The 24987-nt window shown below is 59.3% G+C and carries 24 protein-coding genes; 9 read left to right on the forward strand and 15 right to left on the reverse strand.

Going from position 1 to position 24987, the window contains the following annotated elements:
* Positions 1 to 5 precede the first annotated feature (5 nt).
* The 4 genes from JFU47_RS21715 to JFU47_RS21730 all read left to right on the forward strand — a co-directional run bounded on the left by JFU47_RS21715 (position 6) and on the right by JFU47_RS21730 (position 4519).
* Entirely contained in the window at positions 6 to 1373 is a 1368-nt protein-coding gene (locus tag JFU47_RS21715) for an aromatic acid/H+ symport family MFS transporter (protein WP_201185548.1), read from the forward strand.
* Positions 1370 to 2590, forward strand: a complete 1221-nt coding sequence (locus JFU47_RS21720; RefSeq protein WP_201185550.1) for a benzoate/H(+) symporter BenE family transporter — start codon at positions 1370 to 1372, stop codon at positions 2588 to 2590. Before JFU47_RS21715 ends, JFU47_RS21720 begins: the two co-directional genes overlap by 4 nt.
* Positions 2591 to 2606: 16 nt before the next feature.
* The gene (locus JFU47_RS21725; RefSeq protein WP_201185552.1) at positions 2607 to 3875 is read left to right on the forward strand and encodes an OprD family porin; all 1269 of its coding nucleotides are present in this window, start codon (positions 2607 to 2609) and stop codon (positions 3873 to 3875) included.
* Between the two features lie 194 nt (positions 3876 to 4069).
* The gene (locus JFU47_RS21730; RefSeq protein WP_446739646.1) at positions 4070 to 4519 is read left to right on the forward strand and encodes a methyl-accepting chemotaxis protein; all 450 of its coding nucleotides are present in this window, start codon (positions 4070 to 4072) and stop codon (positions 4517 to 4519) included.
* 20 nt (positions 4520 to 4539) lie between these two features.
* On the opposite strand, the gene JFU47_RS21735 is transcribed toward JFU47_RS21730, so the two are convergent.
* The gene (locus JFU47_RS21735) at positions 4540 to 4779 is read right to left on the reverse strand and encodes a DUF2790 domain-containing protein (RefSeq protein ID WP_201185556.1); all 240 of its coding nucleotides are present in this window, start codon (positions 4777 to 4779) and stop codon (positions 4540 to 4542) included.
* Between the two features lie 121 nt (positions 4780 to 4900).
* Between JFU47_RS21735 and JFU47_RS21740 the strand changes: the two genes are divergently transcribed.
* The 3 genes from JFU47_RS21740 (at position 4901) to JFU47_RS21750 (ending at position 6878) form a co-directional block, all read left to right on the forward strand.
* Positions 4901 to 5833 (forward strand): LysR family transcriptional regulator, encoded by a 933-nt coding sequence (locus JFU47_RS21740; RefSeq protein WP_201185559.1) that lies wholly within the window; start codon positions 4901 to 4903, stop codon positions 5831 to 5833.
* Between the two features lie 76 nt (positions 5834 to 5909).
* The gene (locus tag JFU47_RS21745; protein WP_201185569.1) at positions 5910 to 6599 is read left to right on the forward strand and encodes an energy-coupling factor ABC transporter permease; all 690 of its coding nucleotides are present in this window, start codon (positions 5910 to 5912) and stop codon (positions 6597 to 6599) included.
* Positions 6600 to 6662: 63 nt separating this feature from the next.
* A complete protein-coding gene (locus JFU47_RS21750; protein ID WP_140681079.1) occupies positions 6663 to 6878 on the forward strand; it encodes a hypothetical protein in 216 nt (71 codons plus the stop codon).
* Positions 6879 to 6881: 3 nt separating this feature from the next.
* On the opposite strand, the gene yacG is transcribed toward JFU47_RS21750, so the two are convergent.
* Genes yacG through pilB form a run of 5 tightly spaced genes read right to left on the reverse strand, consistent with a single transcriptional unit; the run spans position 6882 to position 11493 of the window.
* Positions 6882 to 7082: a DNA gyrase inhibitor YacG gene (gene yacG, locus JFU47_RS21755; RefSeq protein ID WP_140681081.1), complete on the reverse strand. Its 201-nt coding sequence runs from the start codon at positions 7080 to 7082 to the stop codon at positions 6882 to 6884.
* Positions 7079 to 7702 carry a dephospho-CoA kinase gene (coaE, locus tag JFU47_RS21760; RefSeq protein ID WP_201185571.1) on the reverse strand — a complete coding sequence of 208 codons (624 nt, stop codon included), beginning with the start codon at positions 7700 to 7702 and terminating at the stop codon, positions 7079 to 7081. The genes yacG and coaE overlap by 4 nt, the downstream gene beginning before the upstream one ends.
* Positions 7699 to 8571 carry a prepilin peptidase gene (locus JFU47_RS21765; protein WP_201185573.1) on the reverse strand — a complete coding sequence of 291 codons (873 nt, stop codon included), beginning with the start codon at positions 8569 to 8571 and terminating at the stop codon, positions 7699 to 7701. Before JFU47_RS21765 ends, coaE begins: the two co-directional genes overlap by 4 nt.
* A gap of 1 nt (position 8572) precedes the next feature.
* Entirely contained in the window at positions 8573 to 9790 is a 1218-nt protein-coding gene (locus tag JFU47_RS21770) for a type II secretion system F family protein (RefSeq protein WP_201185575.1), read from the reverse strand.
* Between the two features lie 2 nt (positions 9791 to 9792).
* On the reverse strand, positions 9793 to 11493 hold the full coding sequence (gene pilB / locus JFU47_RS21775; protein WP_201185577.1) for a type IV-A pilus assembly ATPase PilB: 1701 nt from the start codon (positions 11491 to 11493) through the stop codon (positions 9793 to 9795).
* A 225-nt stretch (positions 11494 to 11718) separates the two neighbouring features.
* On the opposite strand from pilB, the gene JFU47_RS21780 reads away from it, so the two are divergent.
* Positions 11719 to 12129 (forward strand): pilin, encoded by a 411-nt coding sequence (locus JFU47_RS21780; RefSeq protein ID WP_201185584.1) that lies wholly within the window; start codon positions 11719 to 11721, stop codon positions 12127 to 12129.
* A gap of 306 nt (positions 12130 to 12435) precedes the next feature.
* Positions 12436 to 12789: a BON domain-containing protein gene (locus JFU47_RS21785; RefSeq protein ID WP_201185586.1), complete on the forward strand. Its 354-nt coding sequence runs from the start codon at positions 12436 to 12438 to the stop codon at positions 12787 to 12789.
* A gap of 266 nt (positions 12790 to 13055) precedes the next feature.
* Here JFU47_RS21785 and JFU47_RS21790 read toward each other — a convergent pair whose 3' ends face one another.
* The 9 genes from JFU47_RS21790 to panB all read right to left on the reverse strand — a co-directional run bounded on the left by JFU47_RS21790 (position 13056) and on the right by panB (position 24816).
* Positions 13056 to 13352 carry a DUF2845 domain-containing protein gene (locus JFU47_RS21790; protein WP_201185588.1) on the reverse strand — a complete coding sequence of 99 codons (297 nt, stop codon included), beginning with the start codon at positions 13350 to 13352 and terminating at the stop codon, positions 13056 to 13058.
* Positions 13352 to 16291 carry a DUF748 domain-containing protein gene (locus JFU47_RS21795; RefSeq protein WP_201185590.1) on the reverse strand — a complete coding sequence of 980 codons (2940 nt, stop codon included), beginning with the start codon at positions 16289 to 16291 and terminating at the stop codon, positions 13352 to 13354. The genes JFU47_RS21790 and JFU47_RS21795 overlap by 1 nt, the downstream gene beginning before the upstream one ends.
* Before the next feature lie 105 nt (positions 16292 to 16396).
* Positions 16397 to 17413, reverse strand: a complete 1017-nt coding sequence (locus JFU47_RS21800) for a class I SAM-dependent rRNA methyltransferase (protein WP_140893779.1) — start codon at positions 17411 to 17413, stop codon at positions 16397 to 16399.
* Positions 17414 to 17590: 177 nt separating this feature from the next.
* Positions 17591 to 18463, reverse strand: coding sequence for an oxygenase MpaB family protein (locus JFU47_RS21805; RefSeq protein WP_201185592.1), 873 nt, complete (start codon positions 18461 to 18463; stop codon positions 17591 to 17593).
* A gap of 66 nt (positions 18464 to 18529) precedes the next feature.
* Positions 18530 to 20467 (reverse strand): acetate--CoA ligase, encoded by a 1938-nt coding sequence (acs, locus tag JFU47_RS21810; protein WP_201185594.1) that lies wholly within the window; start codon positions 20465 to 20467, stop codon positions 18530 to 18532.
* A gap of 210 nt (positions 20468 to 20677) precedes the next feature.
* Positions 20678 to 22342: a glucose-6-phosphate isomerase gene (pgi, locus tag JFU47_RS21815; RefSeq protein ID WP_140681103.1), complete on the reverse strand. Its 1665-nt coding sequence runs from the start codon at positions 22340 to 22342 to the stop codon at positions 20678 to 20680.
* 230 nt (positions 22343 to 22572) lie between these two features.
* On the reverse strand, positions 22573 to 22953 hold the full coding sequence (gene panD / locus JFU47_RS21820) for an aspartate 1-decarboxylase (RefSeq protein WP_003228271.1): 381 nt from the start codon (positions 22951 to 22953) through the stop codon (positions 22573 to 22575).
* 199 nt (positions 22954 to 23152) lie between these two features.
* Positions 23153 to 24019 (reverse strand): pantoate--beta-alanine ligase, encoded by an 867-nt coding sequence (gene panC, locus JFU47_RS21825; protein WP_201185597.1) that lies wholly within the window; start codon positions 24017 to 24019, stop codon positions 23153 to 23155.
* Complete coding sequence (panB, locus tag JFU47_RS21830; RefSeq protein WP_140681107.1) at positions 24016 to 24816, reverse strand: 3-methyl-2-oxobutanoate hydroxymethyltransferase; 801 nt, start codon at positions 24814 to 24816, stop codon at positions 24016 to 24018. The genes panC and panB overlap by 4 nt, the downstream gene beginning before the upstream one ends.
* Positions 24817 to 24987 lie beyond the last annotated feature (171 nt).

The following is a 24987-nucleotide window of genomic DNA, read 5'->3' on the forward strand; positions in this document are numbered from 1 at the left end:
ATGCCATGCGCAAGATCGACGTACATGAGGTTATCGACAACGCACGATTCAACCGCTTCCACTGGATGGTGCTGTTCTGGTGCGCCCTGATCATCATTTTCGACGGTTACGATTTGGTGATCTACGGCGTGGTGCTGCCGATGCTGATGAAAGAGTGGGGGCTCAGTCCCTTGCAAGCGGGCGCACTGGGCAGTTATGCACTGTTCGGGATGATGTTCGGCGCGCTGTTTTTCGGCCCGCTGTCGGACAAAATCGGCCGCAAAAAAGCCATCACGATCTGCGTGATGCTGTTTAGCGGTTTTACCGTGCTCAATGGTTTTGCCCGCAACCCTACCGAGTTTGGCCTCTGCCGGTTCATTGCCGGGCTTGGCATTGGCGGGGTGATGCCCAACGTCGTGGCGCTGATGAACGAGTACGCGCCAAAGAAAATCCGCAGCACGCTGGTAGCGATCATGTTCAGCGGCTACTCGGTGGGCGGCATGCTCTCGGCGGGGCTCGGTATCGTGCTGATCCCGAGTTTTGGCTGGCAATCGGTGTTTTACGTGGCCGTGCTGCCGTTGCTGTTGTTGCCGTTGATCATGTACTTCCTGCCCGAGTCGGTGGGTTTCATGCTGCGCCAGGGGCGCAATGAAGAGGCGCGCAACATCCTGCAGCGGATTGACCCGGCGTACGTCGCGCAAACCAGCGATCAGCTGCACATGAGCGAAGTGAAGGGCACTGGCACCCCGGTGTTGCAACTGTTTCGCGAAGGTCGTGCGCTGCGCACGCTGATGTTGTGGCTGGCGTTTTTCTGCTGCTTGCTGATGGTCTACGCCTTGAGTTCCTGGCTGCCAAAACTGATGGCCAACGCCGGTTACAGCCTGGGCTCGAGTCTGTCGTTCCTGCTGGTGCTCAACTTCGGTGCCATTTTCGGCGCGGTCGGCGGCGGCGTGCTGGGTGACAAGCTCAACCTGCCGCGGGTGTTGGCGGTGTTCTTCGCCGTGGCTGCGGTGTCGATCACCTTGCTGGGCTTCAACAGCCCGATGCCGCTGTTGTACCTGCTGATCGCCATCGCCGGCGCCACCACCATCGGCTCGCAGATTCTGTTGTACGCCTGCGCCGCGCAGTTCTACTCCATGACCATTCGCTCCACCGGTTTGGGCTGGGCGTCAGGTATCGGGCGCAATGGTGCCATCGTCGGACCGCTGCTGGGCGGTGCGTTGCTCGGGATTAGCCTGCCGCTGCAACTGAACTTCATGGCCTTTGCCTTGCCCGGTGCGGTGGCCGCGATTGCCATGACCGTGTTCGCCATCAGCAGTCGGCGCAGTGCTAGACAAGCGCTGTCGGGCCTGCGCCACAGTTCGCCCGACGGGGCTGTTGGCGACGTTTCATGAGAGCGTTAGTCCGGGACTTTTCCCTGTCTGCGGCCGTCGCCGGATTTATCGCCACGGTGATTTCCTATGCAGGCCCGTTGGTGATCATCTTCCAGGCCGCCGAGACCGCGCACCTCTCGCGGGAGGTGTTGTCGTCCTGGATCTGGGCGATTTCCATCGGCAGCGCCGTGCTCGGCATCGGTCTGAGCCTGCGTTACCGCGTCCCGGTGATCATCGCGTGGTCGGCGCCGGGGTCGGCGTTGCTGGTGGCGCTGTTGCCGGGGATCTCCATGCCGGAGGCGGTGGGTGCTTACTTGGTCAGCAGCCTGATTATCTTTCTGGTCGGGGTCTCGGGGGCGTTTGACCGGATCATCGGCAAACTGCCCGCGGCGATTGCGGCAGCGATGCTGGCGGGAATTTTGTTCAGCTTCGGCACTGGCTTATTCGTCTCGTTGCAGGGCAAGCCGTTGCTGGTGCTGGCGATGTTCGCCACGTACCTGATCTGCAAACGGCTGATGCCGCGGTATGCGGTGTTGATGGTGCTGCTGGTGGGCTGCTCGATGGCTTTTCTCGCCGGTGATTTGCACAGCGAGGCGTTGCTGATCGGGTTGGCCACGCCGGTGTGGATCACGCCCGCGTTCAGCCTGAGCGCGACCCTGAATATCGCCTTGCCGCTGGTGATGGTGGCGCTGACCGGCCAGTTCGTTCCCGGCATGGCGGTGCTGCGCGCCAGCGGTTACCCAACGCCGGCCGGCCCGATCATCGCCAGCAGTGCGGTGGGTACGGCGCTGTTGGCGCCGTTCGGTTGCCATGGGCTGAATCTGGCAGCCATCACCGCGGCGATTTGTACCGGGCGCGAGGCTCATGAAAATCCCGGCAAGCGCTATGTGGCCGGGGTTGTGGGCGGGCTGTGTTACCTGGTGCTGGGGATCTTCGGCGCCACCCTGGTTTCACTGTTTTCGGCGTTCCCCAAAGAGCTGATCGCGGCCTTGGCCGGGCTGGCGCTGTTTGCTGCGATTGCCGGGGCATTGGCTGGCGCAATGGCCGTGCCGGGTGATCGCGAAGCCGCGTTGGTGACCTTTCTGACCACCGCGTCGGGCATGTCGTTGTTGGGTTTGTCCGCCGCCTTTTGGGGGCTGATTTTCGGCATGGTCACGCACTTGTTGTTAAACGCCCGTCGTCCCGTTCCCCGCCGCGAGTCCGCGGCGGCTGAAGCACTTCAACCTGTCGATCAATAAAAATAAGAGAAAAACGATGAAACAGATTCTTCCAGCAACCGGTTCCGTGTTGTCCATGGCTGTCGTCTCGAGTTTCTCCGCCGGTGCGATGGCGGCCGAGGGCGGCTTCATCGAAGACACCACCGCCACCTTGCAAGCACGCAATTACTATTTCAGCCGGGACTTTTCCGACATCGTCGGGGCCAACCAACAGTCGAAGGCTGAAGAGTGGGCGCAGGGCTTCATCCTCAACGTCAAATCCGGTTACACCCAGGGCCCCGTCGGTTTTGGTGTGGATGTCATCGGCCTGCTCGGCCTCAAACTCGACAGCAGCCCGGACCGGGTCAATACCGGTTTGCTGCCGGTGCAATCTGACGGGCGCGCGGCGAATGATTACAGCCGACTGGAAGGCGCGTTGAAGGTGCGCGTCTCCAAAACCGAACTGAAGGTGGGCGAGTTGCAACCCAACGTGCCAGTGCTGGCCTTCAGTGATATCCGATTGCTGCCGCCCAGTTATCAGGGTGCAAGTATCAGCTCGAACGAGATCAATGGCCTGACTGTGCAGGGCGGCCACTTGAGTTCAACCAGCCTGCGCAACGAGGCTGGCGACGAAAAGATGCAAGCCATGCTCGGTCATGTACCGCAGCGTCAGGTCAGCAGTGATGGTTTCAACTTTGCCGGCGCCGATTACGCCTTCAACGATAAACGCAGCTCGGTCAGCGCCTGGTTCGGGCAACTGGAAGATATCTACAACCAGCGTTTTCTCGGCCTCAAACACAGCGAGCCACTAGGTGACTGGATCCTGGGCGCCAACCTTGGGTATTACGATTCGCGCGAAGACGGCAAAAAATTGCTGGGCAACATCGACAACCGGGCGTTCTTCTCCTTGCTGTCGGCCAAGCGTGGCGGCCACACGTTCTATGTCGGCTATCAGGGCATGTTCGGCGACAGCGCCTTCCCGCGAGTGTTTGCCAACATCAGCCCACTGGGTAACGAGGTGCCGACCTACGAGTTCGCCTACACCGATGAGCGCTCCTGGCAGGCGCGTTACGACTACGATTTTGCGGCCCTTGGCGTGCCGGGCCTGACCAGCACCGTGCGCTACATCACCGGCAGCAATGTCGATACCGGCAAAGGGTTCGAGGGCAAGGACCGCGAGCGTGACCTGGACATTGGCTATGTGCTGCAGAGCGGCAGCCTCAAAGGCCTCGGGATCCGCGTGCGCAACGCGATGGCTCGCTCCAACTACCGCAGTGATATCGACGAAAACCGCCTGATCCTCAGCTACACATGGACGCTGCTATGAACCCTGAAAAAGAACAGCCACCGCACAAAATCGGCTTGCAGGTCACGCTGGAGCAATTGACCGAGTCCGTGCTGCAAACCGAGGAAGACATGCGCTTTGCCAATCAACTGGCGCGCACGGCAGGTGAACGGGTGAAGGCGAGTGCGCTGAGCATGCAGTCTTCGGCCGGTGTGCTGGAAGATCTGAACCTCTACATGCAGCGTCTGGATCAAGTGTTCGACGAGCTCGGCAGTCAGTCGATGCGCATCGGCGCGATTGTCGGCAGCATCCAGAACATTTCCCGTCAGACCAACCTGTTGGCGTTGAACGCAGCCATTGAGGCGGCGAGGGCGGGCAGCCATGGCCGCGGGTTTGCGGTGGTGGCCGATGAGGTGCGCAATCTCTCGCGTCAGGCTGCGGACTCCAGTGCGCAGATCCGGCAAATCGCTACGGGGCTGGAGCAGTCCGCTGAACAGGCACGCCAAGGTCTTCAGCAGTTGTCCGGCTCTACACGTCTGGGCCTGGAAAAGGCCGGCGTAGCCCTGCACTCGATGGGCGAACTGCAAAGCGGTGCGGTGGCCAGGGTCGAGGTGGTCGAACGCATCATGGCGCGCTTGGCCGGCCTGCATGATCTGGCCTTGCAGGCGAAACGAATGATCGTGTGAGTCGTGCGGTTTGCCAGTGATTACAGATTACTCGTGCAATCACCCATGACCTCGTACGTCACGCGATGGGTCTGACCTTGATGATCGACATACTCCATGGCCGCCGGCACAACCCCGCAGGCGGTCGCGGTGTTCGACACTGAAACGACCTTGGCGATGTCCAGCGGCTGTGCCGGGTTGTAGGTACCGGCGGGTTCGTTGCCGGCGGCCATGGCCGAGGTGGCGACAACGGTCAGAAACAGGCTGATCAGGGTTTTCATTTTTCCGTGCTCCGTGTTGATTCCGATACCTGAATTCTAGTCTTTGCCCGCGACGGATAAAGGGGCCAGCGTCTGATGCAGCCTTACATGAAACGTAACAGTCACCGCCCCTGGAGGGCTTATGGATCTGCTCAATAACTTGCGGGTGTTCGTCCGCGTGGTGGACTGCGCAAGTTTTACCGCCGCCGCCGATGCGCTGGACCTGTCGACCGCGCAAGTGTCGCGACTGGTGGCCGATCTGGAGCAGCACGTGCAAGCACGCTTGCTGCAACGCACCACGCGGCGACTGAGCCTGACCGAGGCCGGTGAACGCTTTTTGGTGCGCAGTCGGCAAATACTCGAAGAAATGGAGGTGGCAACGGCAGAGGCCCGCGGCGCCCATCTCAAACCGAGTGGACGGCTGCGGGTTCACAGCATGAACGCCCTGGGCGTGCTGATCACGCCATTGATCGCCCGTTACAGCGAGCTTTATCCCGATGTGGTGTTCGAGCTGACGCTGTCGCAGCGCAATCCCGATCCGCTGGAGGAAGGGCACGATGTGGTGATTTCAATTGCCCATGAACTGGCCGATTCGCAATTGGTCGCCCAGTCCATCGGGCAGATTTATAGCGTGCCCTGCGCCTCCCCGGAGTACCTGCAACGGCATGGCGTGCCGCACACACCGATGGCACTGAACGATCATCAGTGCCTGCGTATGCTCGACCCGTTGTACAGCGATGAATGGGTGTTCCGGGACGAAGAGGGCGAGCACGCCGTCAGCCCGGCCAGGACCTTTCAATGCAACGTCGCCGAGTCGATGGTCAAGGCGTCGGAATCCGGCATGGGGATCAGCCTGATTCCGTTCTATACCGCGACGCGCCCCTTGAGCGATGGCACCTTGTTGCGTTTGCTGCCGGCCTGGCGCCCTCGTGAGCGCAACGTGTATGCGGTGTACCCGTCGCGGCGTTTTCTTGATGCCAAGGTCCGGACCTGGGTGGACTTTCTCAAGGCCGAATTACCCAAGCTATTCGCTGAACACGAGACGGTGGTGAACGATCCACGGCATTGGGCCTGAAGTCGAAGGGCGTGCGAAGGGCGGTGTAGACTGAGGGCCTGTTCTCTTTCGGCAAGAAAAAGGAGTGTGCCCAGCCATGATCGGCGCCGAGTTGCTGTCACCTGAAACCCTCACGGCGGGGTGGTTGATCTATGTGCCGGTGCTGATCTGGGCCGTTGCGCGAGCACCGTGGGTCGAACTGTTCAGTGACAGTCGCCGCCAGCATCTGTTGTTCGGCACGGTGTTCGCGCTGTTCATGCTCTGGCTGGTGCGACGGGATTTCGATACCGGCGTGTCGTATCACTTCATCGGTATGACGGCAGTGACCTTACTGCTGGATTGGCCACTGGCGATCGTCGGCGCGCTGGTGGCGCAATTCGGCCTGGTGCTGCTCGGGCGGCAGGATCTGGCGGCGATGGGGGTCAACGGCGCGCTGCTGATTCTGCTGCCGGTACTGGTCACCGAATGCTGCGCCATCCTGGTGGAGCGAAAGCAGCCGCGTAATCCCTTTGTGTATATCTTCGTTTCCGGTTTCTTTGCTGCGGCGCTGTCGGCATTGCTGTGCCTGGTGTTGGCACTGTGGCTGCTGTGGTTCAACGAACGTTTTGCCATGCCCTATTGGCTGGAAGATTTTGTCGGTTATTTGTGGCTGCTGATTTTTCCGGAAGCGTTCATCAACGGCATGGTGGTCAGTGCACTGGTGGTGTTTTGCCCCGAGTGGCTGGAGACGTTCAATCGCACGCGCTACCTTTCGGCACCCTGGAAAGACGACGATCCCAAATCTTGATCCACATCAAAGGCAAAAATCACTCACGAATCCATGCTTTGGAAAACCTTCAGGAGCATCGAAATGAGTGTCTACGAATGGGCAAGGCAGGAGTTGCGTCAAAGTCTGGATGTGGCGCAGGAAGTGGGTTTTGATCCGGGGTTGAGCCTGCGTGCCTTGCTCAGTGCAGTGGTGCAACAGAGCAAGGCAGTGCGCAGCGCCGAAGACCTGGCCGATGAGTTGCGTTTTCTTGCGGAAAACCTCGATGACAGCCAGGACTACGGTTTTATGCGGCCTTGAAGATCAGTGACGCGGCTCGAAGTCTTCGCTGAACAGGTCGTCTTCGGCATCCGGGCTGACCGGAATCTTGTGTTCTTCCGACGCCCAGGCGCCCAGGTCAATCAGCTTGCAACGGTCCGAACAGAATGGCCGGAATTTGTTTTCTGGGCTCCATTCAACAGGGGCGCCGCAGGTTGGGCAATCGACGGTTGGGGTTTGGCTCATGACTGGCCTCCACGCAAAGTAAGGTAAAAGTGATGCAGGCGTTCGACCTCGCTGTGCAGCCAGGCGAGGTCGCGGTCGTTGACCACCACATCGTCGGCATGGCTCACGCGGTCCTGTCGGCTGGACTGGGCCTTGAGGATCGCCTGGACCTGTTGCTCGCTGGTCTGGTCACGCTGCAGGGTGCGCTCGATCTGTAGTTGTTCCGGGGCATCGATCACCAGAACCCGTTGGGTCATGGCGTACTGCCCGGACTCGATCAGCAGCGGCGAAACCAGAATCGCGTAAGACGATTGTGCCTTGGCCAGATGATCGGCGATTTCCTTGGCGATCAGCGGATGCAACAACGCTTCGAGCCAGCGGCGTTCCTCTGGCACTTCGAAGATCAGTTTGCGCAACGCCGCGCGATCCAGCTGCCCGTCGGCTTGCAATACGCCGGGACCGAAGTGTTCGGCGATCCTGGCCAGCGCCGGGCGCCCCGGCTCTACCACCCAACGCGCCGCGTGATCGGCGTCCACAACGTGTACGCCCAGGTCGATGAAGTGCTGGGCAGCCGCGCTTTTGCCGCTGCCGATGCCGCCGGTCAGGCCGAGAATCCAGGGTTTTTCCACAGGGGTATTCATTTCAAACCGACAAACTGCCAATAGAAGTCGGTTATTTGACCACCCCAGAGCAAGGCAATCCAGCCGGCAATTGCCAGAAAGGGTCCGAAGGGGATCGGCGTGGAGGTTTTCGCGTTGCGCAAACGCAGCAAAATCACGCCGACAACGGCGCCCACCATCGACGATAACAAGAGGGTCAGTGGCAAGATCTGCCAGCCACCCCAGGCGCCGAACATCGCTAACAACTTGAAATCACCGTGGCCCATGCCGTCCTTGCCGGTGATCAGCTTGAATAGCCAGAACACTGACCACAGCGCCATATAGCCGGCCACCGCGCCCCACAGCGCTTCATGCAAGGACACGAAAAGTCCGAAGCTGTTGATGATCAGGCCCAGCCATATCAGCGGCAGCACCAGCACATCCGGCAGCAGTTGGTGCTCGGCGTCGATCAGGCTCATCGTCAGCAACCCCCAGCTCAGGAGCAGCGCCATGCAGGCTTGCCAGCCGAAACCGAAATGCCAGGCGATGAACGCCGAGAGCAGACCGCAGGCCAGTTCGGTCAGCGGGTAGCGTTTGCTGATGGCTGCCGTGCAGTTCGAGCATCGACCCCGTAAGAACAGATAACTGAGCACCGGAATATTTTCCCAGGCGCGGATTCGATGGCCGCAATGTGGACACTGGGAATGGGGCAGCATCAGGTTGAAGGTCGGCAGCGGTGTTTCGCCCGGCAAGCCCAACACTTCACGAGCCTCCTCACGCCATTCGCGGTCAAGCATTTTTGGCAGGCGCCAGACCACCACGTTGAGAAAGCTGCCAATCAACAGACCGACCAACATGGCGGCGATCACGAAGGCCAAAGGATAGAGGGTCAGAATGTCGTTCAAGGGCATGTCAGATCGCTGAGCCGAGTTGGAAGATGGGCAGGTACATCGCAACCACCAGGCCACCGACGATAACACCCAGCACCACCATGATGAACGGCTCCATCAGGCTGGTGAGGTTATCGACCATGTTGTCCACTTCGTCCTCATAGAAACTCGCGACCTTGTCGAGCATATCGTCCAGTGCGCCGGACTCTTCGCCAATCGCGGTCATCTGGATCGCCATGTTCGGAAAGATACCGGAGGCACGCATGGAGAAGTTCAGTTGCATGCCAGTGGATACATCCTGCTTGATGCGCAGCACCGCGCGCTTGAACACGATGTTGCCGGTAGCGCCGGCCACCGAATCCAGGGCTTCCACCAGTGGCACACCTGCCGCAAAGGTAGTCGACAGCGTGCGGGCGTAACGGGCCACGGCGGACTTGTACATCAGCGTGCCAATCAGCGGCAGTTTCAGCAGCCAGGTGTCCATTCGGTCCCGAAAGCCTTGCGACGTTTTAAAGGCGCGGCGCACACCGAAGATTGTCGCGATCAGCACGCCAAGCATCGCCCACCACCAGTCCTGCATGAATTGCGAGAGGCCAATGACCATCACAGTGAAGGCTGGCAATTGGGCGCCAAACCCTTTGAACACCGATTCGAACTGCGGCACCACTTTGACCAGCAGAATCCCGGTCACAATGATCGCGACGAACACCACTGCCAGTGGGTAGGTCATGGCTTTCTTGATCTTGGCCTTGAGGCTTTCGCTCTTTTCCTTATAGGTCGCCACTCTATCCAGCAGGGTATCGAGGGCACCGGCCTGCTCGCCGGCATCGACCAGGTTGCAGTACAGCTCATCGAAATACTGAGGCTTTTTGCGCAGGGAAGCGGCGAAGCTGTTACCCGCCGCGACGTCCTGTTTTACCTCGTCAACCAGTGTGCGCATGGCCGGGTTATCGAAGCCTTCACCGATGATGTCGAAGGACTGCAACAGCGGTACCCCGGCTTTCATCATGGTTGCCATCTGCCGGGTGAACAGGGCGATGTCCTGGGCCTTGATGCGCTTGCCCAGGCTGAAAATCGAGGTGGATTTCTTGCGTACCTTGCCGGGGGTGATGCCCTGCTTGCGCAACTGGGCCTTGATCAACGCCGGATTCTGACCGCTCAATTCGCCCGTCATTTTGGTGCCTTTGCGGTCTGTGCCTTCCCAGGCATAGACGCTGATTTTTGCTGCTTTGACCGCCATATTCAGTCCTTGGTGACCCGGTTGATTTCTTCAAGGCTGGTGATGCCTTGCATGGCCTTGAGCAGGCCTGACGTGCGCAGGTCGTTGAAGCCGTCTTTACGCATCTGGATGTCGATTTCCAGTGAGTTGCCTTCGGCCATGATCAGCCGTTGCAGGTCCGGGGTGTTCTTCACCACTTCATAAATCCCTACTCGCCCTTTGTAACCGTTGTTGCAGTGATCGCAACCGACTGGCTCATAGATCGTGAATGAGCCGATGCGTTCCTCGGGGAAGCCTTCCTTGATCAGCGCTTCCCGGGGAATCTCGATGGGTTTCTTGCAATGGCTGCACAGCTTGCGCGCCAGGCGCTGGGCGATGATCAGGCTGACCGAGGTGGCAATGTTGAACCCCTGGATGCCCATGTTGTGCAGGCGTGTCAGGGTTTCAGCGGCGCTGTTGGTGTGCAGGGTCGACAGCACCAGGTGACCGGTCTGGGCGGCCTTGATGGCGATTTCGGCGGTTTCGAGGTCGCGGATCTCGCCGACCATGATCACGTCCGGATCCTGTCGCAGGAACGAGCGCAGCGCCTGGGCAAAGCCCAGTCCCTGCTTGGGATTGACGTTGACCTGGTTGATGCCTTCCATGTTGATCTCCACCGGGTCTTCGGCGGTGGAGATGTTGATGTCCACGGTGTTGAGAATGTTCAGCCCGGTGTAGAGCGACACGGTCTTGCCCGACCCGGTGGGCCCGGTCACCAGAATCATCCCCTGCGGCTGCTTGAGGGCGGCCATGTACAGTTCTTTCTGGTCGGGCTCATAGCCGAGGGCGTCGATGCCCATTTGAGCGCTGGACGGGTCGAGGATCCGGATCACCACTTTCTCGCCCCATAGGGTCGGCAGGGTATTGACCCGGAAGTCGATGGACTTGCTCTTGGACAGGCGCATCTTGATCCGCCCGTCCTGGGGTTTGCGCCGCTCGGAGATGTCGAGGCTGGCCATGACTTTCAGTCGCGAGGCGATGCGGTTGGCCAGTTGAATCGGTGGCTTGGCGACTTCACGCAGCATGCCGTCGGTGCGCATCCGCACTCGGTAGGTTTTTTCGTAGGGCTCGAAGTGCAGATCGGAAGAGCCGCTCTTGATCGCGTCGAGCAACATCTTGTGGACGAAGCGCACCACGGGCGCGTCGTCGGCGTCTTGTCCGCCAATGGAATCCTGCTTGTTGTCATCGATCGACTCGATGTCCACACCATCGAGGTCAACGTCGGCCATGTCTTCCAGGCCGGTACTATGGCTATCGAAGAATTTTTCGATGGCATCGGTGAGCTTGTCGTCCTCCACCAGAATGGCTTCGGTATTCAGCCCGGTGCTGAACTGGATGTCATTGATGGCTTGCTGATTGCTCGGGTCGGAAACGCCCACAAACAACTTGTTGCCGCGCCGCCAGAGGGGCAGGGCGTGGTGCTGGCGAATCAGCTTCTCGCTGACCAGACCCTTGGGTTGGGTTTCCTTGTCCAGACAGCTGAGGTCGAGCAAGGCCATGCCGAAATGTTCCGAAGCGATCTCGGCGACCTGGCGACTCTTCACCAGTTTGTTCTGCACCAGATAACTGACCAGGGAGATTTTGTTGCGTTGGGCTTGCTGATACGCCTGTTGCGCGCTTTTGTCAGTGAGCAGCTCGGCCAGGACCAATTGCTTGGCCAGACCGCTAAGGGCGATGTCATTCATTGGGATACCGGACGCAGACAGTTCATGACTTATAGCCTAGTCAAGGGAAGGAACCAAACCAGCGGCGTTCAGGTGACAAAAAGTGTCAGATAGTGCGGACCTTGGGTGCTGGCAAAAGCGCCGCGTTGTTCTCGCGCCCCGTTAACAGGGGATTAACGGATTGGCACGGGCTGTGCTGCGGCTAATTCAGATCATGAGATTTCGACTCATGCATGGAGCTTGTCTATGAATACTCAAAAAGGTTTTACGCTGATTGAATTGCTGATCGTGGTGGCGATCATCGGGATTCTGGCGACGTTTGCGTTGCCGGCTTATTCGAAGTATCAGGCGCGGGCCAAGGTTACGGCCGGGCTTGCTGAGATTTCTGCTTTAAAAGTGAATTTTGAAGATGTGCTGAATCAGGGGGTCAATCCGGATTTGACCAAAGTTGGCGGCACTGCAACGACCACCAATTGCACGATCTCTGCTTCGGGTACAGCCTCTGACGGCAAAGGCACCATCGGTTGCACGATTCTTAATGCGCCAGCGCCAGTTCTCAGCAAGACCATTACGCTGACCCGCGACCCGACAACCGGCTGGTCTTGTACGACCAAGGTCGCTGCCGATTATGCCCCAGGCGGCTGTGTTGCCAATTAAAAGCCTGTTCTACCACGCTTGAAATATGCCCCGTTTAAAAAACGGGGCATTTTTTTGTTAGTCCAAAGGAAAAAAGGAAAACCCCGACATTTCATGGCCTTAGGCCCACGCTGAAAACGGCAACTTGCATGTAGGAAATTTCAAACTCATGCAATTTGCATGATTTCGAAAATCAGGAGTTTTAATAACTGATTGATTTATAACGATTTATTGTCTGTCTCAAAGTTGGCACAGCGTTCGCAATATCTCCAGTAACCCTGCTGACAAGACACGCAGCAGACTTTATGAAAAACAGGAGTTACTCGTATGAAGAAGTTCGCTATCGCTGCCGCTACTGCTACCGCGCTGACCCTGACCATGGCCAACGCTGCATTTGCACAGACCACCACCACCCAAGCCCCGATGACTCTGGCGGCGGGTGAAATGACTAAGGCTAAAGAATCCACTTCCGATACCTGGATCACTACCAAAGTCAAAGCAGATCTGGTGACTGAAAAAGGCATTCCAGGCACCGACATTAAAGTCGAAACCAACAAAGGCGTAGTGTCCCTGTCATCCACCGTTGCGGTGACTGACGCTCAGAAAGCCACCGCAGTGGCTATCGCCAAGAAAATCAAAGGCGTCCAGGCGGTCTCAGCTGACGGCCTGAAAGCCGAGTAAGGCAAGACTTCTCGCCTGGACTGGGAGAAGGCGCGACAGACGGGTCGAGCAATACGTCTGCCGCTTCTGGAGAGTTCATGCGAAGGCCATAAGGATGTGGCCATTACAGGCCCCGGGCATTCGTGTCAGGGGCCTGTTCTATTTGGGAGACCTAAAACAACTGTGGGAGCGAGCCTGCTCGCGAAAGCGGACTTTCAGCCAACAGATGTGTTGAAAGTTAATCCGCCATCGCGAGCAGGCTCGCTCCCACATTGGGTTGTGGTGACTCAGTTGCCGCGCTTGCTGGTGATCTGCTTCAAACGATTACCTTCAAAACGCAGGTACTGATACATCCCGCCGTTGGGTCCATAGGTCCATTCCTCGACTTGAAACTCTTCCCGGCGGTTAGCGCTGCGCTTGTAGCCCAACAGATCACGGCTGACCGGTTCACCGCATTTCTGCAGCACTTCGCTGGACCTGTCCCCGACACTGACCAATTGACTGCCGCAGCGCAGGGTATCGGCTGCCGAGGCCTGACAGGCGGCCATCGCCAGAACCAGGCTCATCAGCCATTTCGCGCGCATCACTCGGCGTCCAGATGCAGCGGCGTAACCACTCGACCGTCACTTTCCGCTTCGCCGAGGTTGGCGTCGACGAAGTACACGCGGTCATCGGCCAACTGGCCCTTGTCGACCAGATAGTCCTTGATGCTGCTGGCGCGCTCCTGGCCCAGCTGGCGTAAGAGAACGTCGCTGGAACTCCAGAACTTGATCACGCCTTCGCGCATTTTTACCGTGCGTTCTTCCTTGCCCAGATCCTTCCACTCGGCGGGAGGCTGCGTCTTCAGGCGCGTGCGGTAGATCCCTTCCAGCAGCGAACCTTTCTCGTTATCCGGTACTTCCAGCAATGAAGCCTGAGCCGGCACCTTGTCACCGCGACGCTGGAGCATTTTGTAGTAGTTGTACTGGTATTCCCGTTCCAGACGTTGCTCGGCGATCAGCGGGCCATCGCTGCTTGCAGCAGCCGTGCCTTCGATTTCCAGGCGCAAGGCCGGACGTTCCTTGAGGGCCTGGGACAGTTTGACCAGTGAACCCTCGGCCTCCTTGCTCAGGTCGCTTGAACCCGGTGCAAACGAGACAGTGCCCAAATCTTCCGAACCCCCGCCACTGACCAGCCCGCCAATCATTTTGAACGGTGCTGCGGCGGCTTTGACGATCAGGTTGCGCAAGGTCTGCCAGACAATCGGCATGATGCTGAACTGCGGGTTGTTCAGGTCGCCAGTCACCGGCAGCTCGATGGAAATCTTGCCATCGACGTCCTTGAGCAACGCAATAGCCAGTTTCAGTGGCAGGCTCACGGCATCCGGACTGTCGACTTTCTCACCCAGTTGCAGCTGCTCGACCACCACTTTGTTTTCAGCCTTGAGCTGGCCCTTGGTGATCAGGTAATGCAGGTCGAGATTGAGCCGGCCCTTGCGGATGCGGTAACCGGCGAACTTGCCGGAGTAGGGCGTGAGCGTGGTCAGTTCAACACGTTTGAAACTGGTGGCGATGTCGAGGCTGGCCATCGGGTCGAACGGGTTGACCGAGCCCTTGATGGTAACTGGCGCATAGCGGTCGACTTTGCCTTTGATATCGACGCTGGCCGGTTTCGCCTGACGACTGTCGATGGTGCCAATTTGCCCATTGAGCTGTTGAATGGCCGTGGCGAAATTCGGGGTCAGGCTGAAGTCGGCGAAGTTGGCCGAGCCGTCGTTGATGGCAATGCCGCCAATGTGGATGCCCAGCGGTTTTTCCTTGCCGGCAGGTTTGGCTTCAGCCTTTTTGGCGCCGGAGTCGGGCGGTTGCGGAATTAGCAGATCATCGATGTTAGTGGTGCGGTCATCGTTGATCATGAAGCGCGCATAAGGCTGGAACAGGTTGACCTTGTCGATCGACAGGCTGTCGCCGTGCTGATAATTCAGGCCTTCAAGCACCAATTGTTGCCACTTGAGGAAGTCGCGGGTTTTGAGGGTGTCGAGGGTATGCAGTTGATCGACCTGAGCACGGCCGGTGACGTTGAACGCCAGCGGCTCGGTGCTTTTCAGATCGACCGCCAGATCACTGCCGAGCATGCCACTGCGCAGTTCCAGGCGAATGAACGGGTTGATATAGGACTGGGCGACGCGCAGGTCGATGTCCTTGGTTTGCACTTTTAACCTGGCACTGATTGGGGCGAGATTGACCACGCCGTCTGCCGTGAGCTTGCCTTGCTTGCCCACGCCCGTATCGAGCTTGAGGTTAAAAGGCGAGCCATTGAGGCTGTCGAAATTCTGCAGGTCCAGGTTCAGCGGGCCGATGTCCAGCGCCACGGCGGGTTGCGCCTTGCGGTCAGCCAGATGCACCTGGTAATCGCGCAGTTGCACGTCTTTGAGCAGCACCTGCCATGGCTTGCTCGGTGGCGCCGGGTCGGGTTTCGGTGAATCGGCGGCGGCCGGGGTGCTGGCCGGTTCGGCCTTGGCTTTGACGGCTTCTTTGGACGGTTGGCTGGCAAACAGTTTCTGCCAATCGAGTTGCCCGTCGGCTTCGAGGGCGGCCCAGGTTTCCAGTTTCTGGCTGCGGATCTTGCCGACCACCACTTGCTGCTTGGCCAGATCCACCGTGGTTTCGCTGATGTCCAGGCGTGCGAGCTTCGCCAGTGGTCGACCATCCGGGGCCTTGATGGCGAAGGGGGCGACGCTGACGGCGACGTTACTCATCAGCAGTTCGGTTTCCTTGCTCAGGTTGAGCTTGTAATCGGTGCTGAGGTTGAGGACGCCGTCTTCGAGATCCAGTGGCACAGCGTCACGCACATAGGGCCAAAAGGCTTTCATCTTGCCGTCGGTAATCTTCAACTTACCTTCGGAGGCAATCGGAATCAGGCTGAAGTTGCCGGTCCAGTCGATCTGGCCACCCGCCGGGCCGACAGCCACCAAGGTCATGTCGGCACTGTCTTCGGGCAGGGTGCTGAGGTTTTTCAGCTCGAAGTCGAGTTTGTCGTAGAGAAATTCGATGGGCTCGCTAGGTCGCGCATCCTGGAAGTGCACATAGCCGTCGGCCAGTTTGATGCGCTCCACGCGCAACGGGAACGGTTTGGCGTTCGGGTCGGCCGGGGTCGGTTCACTGGCGGGGATTTTGAACAGGTCAAGCAGATTGAGCTTGCCGTCCTTGCCGAAGAGTATTTCGGTCTTGGGTTTGTCGATTTCGATATCGGACAGGTGCAGCGCCTTGGTCCAGAGGCTGTCGATCTGCAGGTTGGCATACAGTCGCTCGAAGCCGACCTGTTCCTTGCCCGGCTCGCCGATGATCAGGCCCCACAGGGTGACTTCAAGGCTGAACGGGTTGAGTTCGATCCGCTGGATCGTCGCGGGCGTCGTTGCGTAACTGGCCAATTGTTGATTGGCCACCCGCAACGCGATACCCGGCAAAACAAGAAAACCCAGCAGGCTGTAGAGGGCTAGAGCGGTCAACAGAGCGCCAATAGCGCGAATCAATCCTTTGGGCATGTGCGGCTTCATCTGTCTGAATCGGAGTGCGTTGGAGTATGGCACGCGTTTCCGGTTCCGAAGTGATCATGCTTTATAGGATTTATCTGATTTTTCGGAAGAATCTCAGAGCTGCAGAATCAGCGTTTTCAGCGGCGGCTGCTCATCCATTGACGGAAAATCGCCGCCCGGTTTCATCACTGTCCACTCGCGCACCGGCCGGCCGGCTTTCTCTGCACAACGCAAAACTTGCTCGCGCCAGTCGTCCATGCTGACTTTTGCCAGGTTGTTGCAGCAGATCAGCACGCCATTGTCGGCGGTGGTCAGCAGTGCCGGCTTCAACAGGCTCTGATAGTCACGCAGCAGGTCGACGGTGCCAAAAGCGCTCTTGGCCCAGGCTGGCGGGTCCAGCAGCACCAGGTCGTACTGACGCTGTTCCAGACGTTGATAGCTCGGCAGTTTTTGCCCGCGACGCTGGCTGATCGGCAAGCCCGCCAGTTGGCGGATGGCCGGGAAATAGTCGGACTGGATGAAGTCCATGGTCGGCAACTGCGGATTGAGCAGGCCGTTCTCACGGCCGACAGCCAGGTTGCCCTCAGCGAAATCGAGGTTGCAGACTTCGCTCGCGCCACCGGCCGCAGCACTCAGGCCGACGCCACAGGTGTAGGCGAACAGGTTCAACACACTTTTGTTTTTGCTGTGCTGCTTGACCCAGCCGCGCGTGTTGCGCAGGTCGAGGAACAGCAGCGGGTCCTGGCCGGCGTGGCGGCCGCGAACCCGGTAATTCAAGCCCCATTCGTGACCGACCAAGTCTTGCAGGGCGGCTTCGTCGGCGCGATAGACAGTGTCTTCACGGTCGATGCGTGAGTTGCCCCGGGAGCGATCGTTGTAGACCAGCAGCGTTTCGAGGCCCAGGTGCTGATTGATGGTGTCGTGCAGTTGCAGCAGCGCATCTCGTTCCAGCGACTGGTGAAAGCTTTGCACCAGCAATTGAGGGCCGTAGCGATCGATCGTCAGGCCGCCGGCGCCTTCCTGGCTGCCATGGAATAGGCGATAGCAATCGGTGCCTTGCTGATGCAGCTCGGCCAGCAGGTCCTGACGACGATCGAGGGCGGCGCGCAGCGCCTGATTCAAGGAAGACATGCTGGGCGCCTTGCAGGAGGGAATTTGGCGCGGGAGTTTAACAGCTTGGCGCCAAACCGAGGTGCTGCCTTCGCGAGCAGGCTCGCTCCCACATTAGATTTGTGTCGAACTCAAAATGTGCAATCACCGAAAATCCCCTGTGGGAGCGAGCCTGCTCGCGAAGCTTTTAAGCGGTTTTCAGGTCAGCAAACCCATCCGCCGTTTGGCCCGGTGCACCGAGCCGTTACGCACCGCCCAGCGCAGCATTGGCACGCTGCGATTAACGCTGGCACGGATCAGCTTGCGTTGCAGCGGGCTCTGGCTGACGCCCAGCATGTCACTGGCCCAGTCCGGTAGCAGGTCGATCCCCGCCTTCATCATCAAACTGCCGAAAGGCCTGGCCAAACGACTGGGGGACGGGGCGTCCAACAACAGCCGTAACACCTCGCGACTGCGCTCGTCGCACAGCAGTTGTGGGCGAACTCGTTCAAGATAATCGGCGATCTCTTGCCGGGAGCGGGGCACATCACGGGCGCCGAGGCGTTCGGCGACCAGGGCGATCTCGCCGTAGTAACGGTCCTGATCAGCCAGGGACAGGTTCGGATTGCGGTAACGCAGATGGGCCGCGAGGAAGTTGCTGACCTCGGCCACGTGCACCCAGGTCAACAGATCGGGATCGCTGGCGGCGTAAGGCCGGCCATCTGGTGCCGTGCCGGTCACTTGCAGGTGGATGGTGCGGACTTTCTCGATCAGCCAGTCGGCGTCCTTTCGCGAACCGAACGTGGTGCCGGAAATGAACTGTCCGGTGCGGCGGAGTCTGCCGATCATGTCCTCGCGGAAATTCGAATGGTCCCAGACCCCGGCCAGGGCCAGTGGATGCAGGGCTTGCAGCATCAGGGCGCTGATGCCGCCGATCAGCATGCTGCTGAAGTCGCCATGCACTTGCCAGCTCACCGAATCGGGGCCGAACAGGCCGGGATCACCCTTGGGGTTTTCCAGGTCGAGTTTGCCCAGAGACAGACCGGTCAGGCTCATGATCTGGGTTTCGATGCGGGTTCGAATGAATTCCATGGCGGCTCAGTGGCGAAAAAAAGGCGCGGCCGTGATGGGCCGCGCCGGGAAGTTTAAAGCATGAAGTTACTGATTCAGGCGTTTATCGACCAGCTCCTGGACCACGCTCGGGTCAGCCAGGGTCGAGGTGTCACCCAGGCTGTCCAGTTCGTTGCAGGCGATCTTGCGCAGAATGCGCCGCATGATCTTGCCCGAACGGGTTTTCGGCAAGGCCGGCGCCCACTGGATCAGGTCCGGTTTGGCGAAGCTGCCGATTTCCTCGCTGACGTGAGCCAGCAGTTCTTTCTTCAGTTCGTCACTGGGCTCGGTGCCGTTCATGGGGGTGACGAAGGCATAGATGCCCTGACCCTTGACGTCATGCGGGTAACCAACCACCGCCGCTTCGGCGATGCTGTCGTGTAGCACGAGCGCGCTTTCCACTTCCGCGGTGCCGATGCGGTGCCCGGAGACGTTGATCACGTCGTCGATGCGCCCGGTGATCCAGTAATCACCATCCTCATCGCGCCGGGCACCGTCGCCAGTGAAGTAGTAACCGGGGTAGGGCTTGAAGTAAGTGTCGACCATTCGTTGCGGGTCGCCGTAGACGCTGCGGATCTGCGCCGGCCAGCTGGATTTGATCGCCAGCACGCCGCTGCCGGCGCCTTTGATTTCCTTGCCCACTTCATCGAGCAGCACCGGTTGCACGCCGAACATCGGTTGCGTGGCGCAGCCGGGTTTGATCCGTTGAGCGCTGACCAGAGGGCTGAGCATGATGCCGCCGGTTTCGGTCTGCCACCAGGTATCGACGATTGGACAACGCTGTTCGCCGACGGCATTGAAGTACCACTCCCATGCTTCCGGGTTGATGGGCTCACCGACACTGCCGAGTAATCTGAGGCTCGCGCGGGAAGTTTCCTTCAACGGTTCGGGGCCTTCACGCATCAGGGAGCGCAGGGCGGTCGGGGCGGTATAGAAAATGTTCACATGGTGCTTGTCGATCGCCTGCCAGAAGCGCGCGCTGCTCGGGTAACTCGGCACGCCCTCGAAGATCAGCGTGGTCGCGCCGTTGGCCAGCGGGCCGTAGACGATGTAGCTGTGGCCGGTGACCCAGCCGACATCGGCGGTGCACCAGAAGACTTCGCCGTCGCGGTAGTCGAGCACGTATTTGAAGGTCATCGCCACTTGCAGCAGGTAGCCGCCGGTGGTGTGCAGCACGCCTTTGGGTTTGCCGGTGCTGCCGGAGGTGTAGAGGATAAACAGCGGGTCTTCGGCGTCCATCGGTTCAGGCGGACAATCGTCGCTGACGTCACGCAGCGCCTGGTGATACCAGATGTCCCGGCCCTCGACCCAGTCCACTTTGCCCTGAGTGCGCTCGACCACGACGACGGTGCTGACGTTCGGGCAACTTTGCAGCGCCTTGTCGACCTTCTGCTTGAGCGGCACGACTTTACCGCCGCGCACGCCTTCATCGGCGGTGATCACGGTGCGGCAGTCGGCATCGAGAATCCGGTCACGCACAGAGTCCGGAGAGAAACCACCAAACACCACCGAATGCACTGCCCCAATGCGCGAGCAGGCGAGCATGGCGTAGGCGGCTTCGGGGATCATCGGCATGTAGATGCACACGCGGTCGCCTTTCTTCACGCCACGGCTTTTGAGTACGTTGGCCAGGCGACAGACGTTGTGATGAAGTTTTTTGTAGCTGATCTGCGCGGATTCGGCAGGGTCGTCGCCTTCCCAGATGATCGCGATTTGATCGCCGCGCTTTTCCAGGTGGCGGTCGATGCAGTTGTAACTGACGTTCAACTTGCCGCCGGCGAACCAGCTCGCCTCACCAGTTTTCAGGTTATAGCGCTGGACGGTATCCCACGGCTTACTCCAGTCGAGAAAGCGTGTGGCCTGTTCAGCCCAGAATTCACTGGGGTGTTCGATGGATTGGCGATAGAGGCGCTTATAGTCGTCTTGACTCAGATTTGCAGCCCGGCGGACGGCATCGGCTTTGGGGAACGTGCTGATATCGAACATGACGGTTCCTTATTCTTGTTTTGCGACAAGTAATAAAGATGCGCCGAGTAGCGAAAGGGTTCAAGCCGAACGCCTAATGGGGGGACTCAAAACGACTGTGGGAGCGAGCCTGCTCGCGAATACGATGGATCAGCCAACATCAATGTTGAATGAAAAACCGTATTCGCGAGCAGGCTCGCTCCCACAGGGGATAGCCTATGAGGCGTCAGATCAACCGCGGTGACGACCGCGGAAGTAGTTGATCAAGCCTTGGGTCGAAGCATCGTCAGCCGGGGTTTCTTCGCTGCCGACCAGGCGGTTGTAGACGCCTTTGCCCAGCTCTTTACCCAGCTCCACGCCCCATTGGTCGAAGGCGTTGATGCCCCAGATCACGCTTTGCACGAAGACTTTGTGTTCGTACATCGCCACCAATGCGCCGAGACGACGCGGGCTGATGCGCTCGACTACCAACGTATTGCTCGGACGGTTGCCCGGGATCACCTTGTGCGGTGCGATTTTGTGCACCTCTTCTTCGCTCATGCCTTTGTCGCGCAACTCGGCTTCGGCCTCGGCAAGGGTCTTGCCCAGCATCAGCGCCTGGCTTTGCGACAGGCAGTTGGCGTACAGCCACTGGTGGTGATCGGACACCGGGTTGAAGCTGACGATTGGCACGATGAAGTCGGCCGGGATCAGTTGGGTGCCCTGGTGCAGCAACTGGTGGTAAGCGTGTTGACCGTTGCAACCGACGCCGCCCCAGATCACCGGACCGGTGTCGGTGGAGACCGGAGTGCCGTCCTGGCGCACGCTCTTGCCGTTGGATTCCATGTCCAGCTGTTGCAAATGCTTGGTGATGTTCCGCAGGTAGTGGTCGTACGGCAGGATCGCGTGGCTTTGCGCGCCCCAGAAATTTCCGTACCACACGCCGAGCAGGGCCAGCAGCACCGGCATGTTCTGTTCGAACGGCGCGCTCTGGAAATGCTGGTCCATGGTGTAGGCACCGGACAGCAGTTCCTTGAAGTTCGACATGCCGATGGCCAGGGCAATCGGCAAACCGATGGCCGACCACAGCGAGTAACGGCCGCCAACCCAGTCCCACATCGGGAAGATGTTTTCTTCGCGGATCCCGAAGGCCACCGCCGCTGCATTGTTGCTCGAGACGGCGATGAAGTGACGGTACAGCTCGGCTTCCGAACCACCCTGCGCCAGGTACCAGGCGCGTGCGGCCTGGGCATTCTTCAGGGTTTCGAGGGTGTTGAAGGATTTCGACGAAACGATGAACAGCGTGGTTTCGGCGCGCAGTTTCATGGTCAGTTCGTGGAACTCACTGCCGTCGATGTTCGCCAGGTAATGGCAGCGCACGCCCTTCTGGGCGTAGGACAGCAGCGCTTCGGAGACCAGCTCCGGGCCGAGGAACGAGCCACCGATGCCGATATTCACCACGTCAGTGATCGGCTTCTCGGAGTAGCCGCGCCACAAACCGTCATGGATACGGCCCACGAGGTCGGTGATCTGGTTCAGGACCTTGTGCACTTCCGGCATCACGTTGACGCCGTTGACCTTCAGCTTGTCGCCGACCGGACGGCGCAGGGCTGTGTGCAGGGCGGGGCGGCCTTCGGAGGAGTTGACGATTTCGCCTTCGAACAGCGCTTTGATTGCGCCCTGGAGGTCGACTTCGTTGGCCAGGCCGACCAGCAGGTCGCGGGTCTGGGCGTTGATCAGGTTTTTCGAGTAATCGAGAAACAGGCCGCAGCTGCTGAGGGTGAATTGGGTAAAGCGCTGCGGATCGGCATTAAAGGCTTCGCGCATGCTGAAATCCTGCATGGCTTGGCGGTGGTCATTCAACGCTTGCCAGGCGGGCAGAGCGGTAACGTCTTGAGGGGTGCGGTAATACGCCATCGCTGCGGGTTTCCTTTTTACTTGAACGGCCTTTTGAACACTAAAAATACCGGAGCGCTGTGGGTGGGCGTCCGGTCAACTGCGTCGACACGATTTCATGACACAGGGCGAATACAGTAAACCTCGCGCTGCGATCTGTCTTGACTTTGTCTGACCCGTTCCCGGTACTTTTTTATACATCAAGCAGGGAACGGTCCGACAAACGGAAGGGGGGAGGGGCTAAGACTGGATCAGGCGACCTGAACCGGAATGGCATTGCTGGTATGGCTCAGTTCATTACCCGGCGCCATGTAGAGCATGCGTGGCTTGAAGTTGAGCAGCTCGGCTTCGCTGTAGTGAGCGTATGCGCAGATGATCACGCGATCACCCACCTTGGCCTTGTGTGCGGCGGCACCGTTGACCGAGATCATGCGCGAGCCTTCTTCACCACGAATCGCGTAGGTGGTGAAGCGTTCACCATTGTCGACGTTGTAGATCTGGATCTGTTCGTACTCACGAATGCCGGACAGGTCCAGCCATTCGCCGTCGATGGCGCAAGAACCCTCGTAATCGAGTACAGCGTGGGTGACTTCGGCGCGATGGAGCTTGGCTTTGAGCATGATGGCGTGCATGAGTGTTTCCCCTGGTCGGAATCGAACGGCGGGCATTGTGCCCAAGGGCTTGAGGGTCAGCAATACGGCGTGCGGAGTCACCGCCGACCCAATGTGGGAGCGAGCCTGCTCGCGATGGGGCCGTCAGATTCAACATCAATGTTGGCTGACAGTCCGCCATCGCGAGCAAGCTCGCTCCCACAGGGGAATTGCGGTGCTTTTAGGCAGTAGCGTCTAGGTTCAGGTTCAGGTGCAGGTTATCGATCAACCGCGTAGTGCCCAGGAACGCTGCCACCAGAATCACCAGGTCCCGATCTTCCGCCGTTGCCGGGCGCAAGGTCTGGGCATGACGAATTTCCAGATAGTCTGGACGCAAACCCGCTGCTTCAAGCTGCTTGATCTGCGCGCCAATCAACGCAGGGAAATCCCGTTCGCCCTGTTTGATCGTGTCGGCAATCTGGCTCAAGCCGCGATACACAACCGGCGCAACGGCCCGCTGTTCTTCGCTGAGGAAACCATTGCGCGACGACAGCGCCAGGCCATCGGCTGCACGTACCGTCGGTTCACCGATGATCTGGATCGGCATGTTCAGGTCATGCACCAGGGCGCGGATCACCGCCAATTGCTGGAAGTCTTTCTGGCCGAAGATCGCCAGGTCCGGCTGAACCATGTTGAACAGCTTGGTGACTACCGTCGCCACACCTTCGAAATGCCCGGGACGGCTGGCGCCGCAGAGGCCTTCGGAGAGTTGGGGGACGCTGACGCGGGTCTGGCCAACCATGCCGTCGGGATACATTTCTTCAACGGTTGGCGCGAACAGCAAGTGGCAACCGGCCTGGAGCAGTTTCTCCTGATCGGCTGCGAGGGTGCGCGGGTACTTGTCGAGGTCTTCGCCGGCGCCGAACTGCAACGGGTTGACGAAAATGCTCGCGACCACGAAGTCCACCCGTTGAGTGGCTTTGGTCACCAGTGCCACATGACCGCTGTGCAGGTTGCCCATGGTCGGCACGAAGCCGATGCGCTTGCCCTCACTGCGGGCACGGGCCACGGCGGCCCGCAATTCGCGTACGGTTTTTACGGTGTTCATGCAGAGAATCCGTGTTCGATACCAGGGAAAGTCGCCGCTTTGACTTCAGTGACGTACGCACCAAGCGCCGCTTGAATGTTTTGTTGCCCGGCCATGAAATTCTTCACGAACTTCGGCACACGGCCAGTAATCGACAGGCCGAGCATGTCGTGCAGAACCAGCACCTGGCCGTCGGTGGCACTGCCGGCGCCGATACCGATTACCGGAATACCCACAGCCTGGGTGATTTCCTGGGCCAGTTCACTCGGTACGCACTCGAGTAACAGCATGGCTGCACCAGCCTGTTCCAGGGCGATGGCATCGGCGCGCATCTGGCGTGCCTGGTTCTCGCTACGGCCCTGGACTTTGTAACCGCCCAGAATATTCACCGATTGTGGCGTCAGCCCCATGTGCGCGCACACCGGGATGCCGCGCTCGGCCAGCAGACGGATCGAGTCCGCCAGCCACAGCGCACCTTCTACCTTGACCATGTGCGCACCCGCCTGCATCAACAGGGCACTGTTGGTCATGGTTTGTTCGATGGTGGCGTAGGCCATGAAGGGCAGGTCGGCGAGGATCAACGCATCGGTGTTACCGCGTTTGACGGATGCCACGTGGTAAGCCATTTCAGCGGTGGTGACCGGCAGGGTGCTGTCGTGACCTTGCAAAACCATGCCAAGGGAGTCGCCCACCAGCAGCACTTCGACACCCGCCTCATTGCAGGCGTGGGCGAAGGTCGCGTCATAGCAGGTCAGCATGGTGATCTTTTCACCTTTTTGCTTGAGACCTTGCAGAGTGGTCAGGGTGATGGCTGGCATGAAAAGTTCCTCATTCAGGCGCTGTGGAAACTACTGCGAGTAACGCGCGTGATTCTTCGTTAAATACAGGCGCACGGTCTGTTGTCGTGCTTTTAAGGCCTGGATTGCGCCCTTCAACGCCGTGTTGGCGGCAGCGGGACGCCTATAGTCGTGAGGAGAACTCGGGAAGTC

The sequence above is a fragment of the Pseudomonas sp. TH39(2020) genome (assembly GCF_016650715.1).
Classification (GTDB): Bacteria; Pseudomonadota; Gammaproteobacteria; order Pseudomonadales; family Pseudomonadaceae; genus Aquipseudomonas; species Aquipseudomonas mandelii_C.

Coding starts and splice junctions, on each gene's coding strand:
- JFU47_RS21745 (WP_201185569.1), top strand. CDS start 5,910: ATGATCGGCGCCGAGTTGCTGTCACCTGAAACCCTCACGGCGGGGTGG.
- JFU47_RS21790 (WP_201185588.1), bottom strand. CDS start 13,352: ATGCGCGCGAAATGGCTGATGAGCCTGGTTCTGGCGATGGCCGCCTGT.
- JFU47_RS21735 (WP_201185556.1), bottom strand. CDS start 4,779: ATGAAAACCCTGATCAGCCTGTTTCTGACCGTTGTCGCCACCTCGGCC.
- JFU47_RS21715 (WP_201185548.1), top strand. CDS start 6: ATGCGCAAGATCGACGTACATGAGGTTATCGACAACGCACGATTCAAC.
- JFU47_RS21765 (WP_201185573.1), bottom strand. CDS start 8,571: ATGCCCTTGAACGACATTCTGACCCTCTATCCTTTGGCCTTCGTGATC.
- JFU47_RS21740 (WP_201185559.1), top strand. CDS start 4,901: ATGGATCTGCTCAATAACTTGCGGGTGTTCGTCCGCGTGGTGGACTGC.
- JFU47_RS21720 (WP_201185550.1), top strand. CDS start 1,370: ATGAGAGCGTTAGTCCGGGACTTTTCCCTGTCTGCGGCCGTCGCCGGA.
- JFU47_RS21785 (WP_201185586.1), top strand. CDS start 12,436: ATGAAGAAGTTCGCTATCGCTGCCGCTACTGCTACCGCGCTGACCCTG.
- panD (WP_003228271.1), bottom strand. CDS start 22,953: ATGCACGCCATCATGCTCAAAGCCAAGCTCCATCGCGCCGAAGTCACC.
- pilB (WP_201185577.1), bottom strand. CDS start 11,493: ATGAATGACATCGCCCTTAGCGGTCTGGCCAAGCAATTGGTCCTGGCC.
- JFU47_RS21730 (WP_446739646.1), top strand. CDS start 4,070: ATGCAGCGTCTGGATCAAGTGTTCGACGAGCTCGGCAGTCAGTCGATG.
- pgi (WP_140681103.1), bottom strand. CDS start 22,342: ATGGCGTATTACCGCACCCCTCAAGACGTTACCGCTCTGCCCGCCTGG.
- acs (WP_201185594.1), bottom strand. CDS start 20,467: ATGTTCGATATCAGCACGTTCCCCAAAGCCGATGCCGTCCGCCGGGCT.
- panC (WP_201185597.1), bottom strand. CDS start 24,019: ATGAACACCGTAAAAACCGTACGCGAATTGCGGGCCGCCGTGGCCCGT.
- coaE (WP_201185571.1), bottom strand. CDS start 7,702: ATGAATACCCCTGTGGAAAAACCCTGGATTCTCGGCCTGACCGGCGGC.
- JFU47_RS21770 (WP_201185575.1), bottom strand. CDS start 9,790: ATGGCGGTCAAAGCAGCAAAAATCAGCGTCTATGCCTGGGAAGGCACA.
- JFU47_RS21725 (WP_201185552.1), top strand. CDS start 2,607: ATGAAACAGATTCTTCCAGCAACCGGTTCCGTGTTGTCCATGGCTGTC.
- panB (WP_140681107.1), bottom strand. CDS start 24,816: ATGCCAGCCATCACCCTGACCACTCTGCAAGGTCTCAAGCAAAAAGGT.
- JFU47_RS21750 (WP_140681079.1), top strand. CDS start 6,663: ATGAGTGTCTACGAATGGGCAAGGCAGGAGTTGCGTCAAAGTCTGGAT.
- JFU47_RS21805 (WP_201185592.1), bottom strand. CDS start 18,463: ATGGAATTCATTCGAACCCGCATCGAAACCCAGATCATGAGCCTGACC.
- JFU47_RS21780 (WP_201185584.1), top strand. CDS start 11,719: ATGAATACTCAAAAAGGTTTTACGCTGATTGAATTGCTGATCGTGGTG.
- yacG (WP_140681081.1), bottom strand. CDS start 7,082: ATGAGCCAAACCCCAACCGTCGATTGCCCAACCTGCGGCGCCCCTGTT.
- JFU47_RS21795 (WP_201185590.1), bottom strand. CDS start 16,291: ATGCCCAAAGGATTGATTCGCGCTATTGGCGCTCTGTTGACCGCTCTA.
- JFU47_RS21800 (WP_140893779.1), bottom strand. CDS start 17,413: ATGTCTTCCTTGAATCAGGCGCTGCGCGCCGCCCTCGATCGTCGTCAG.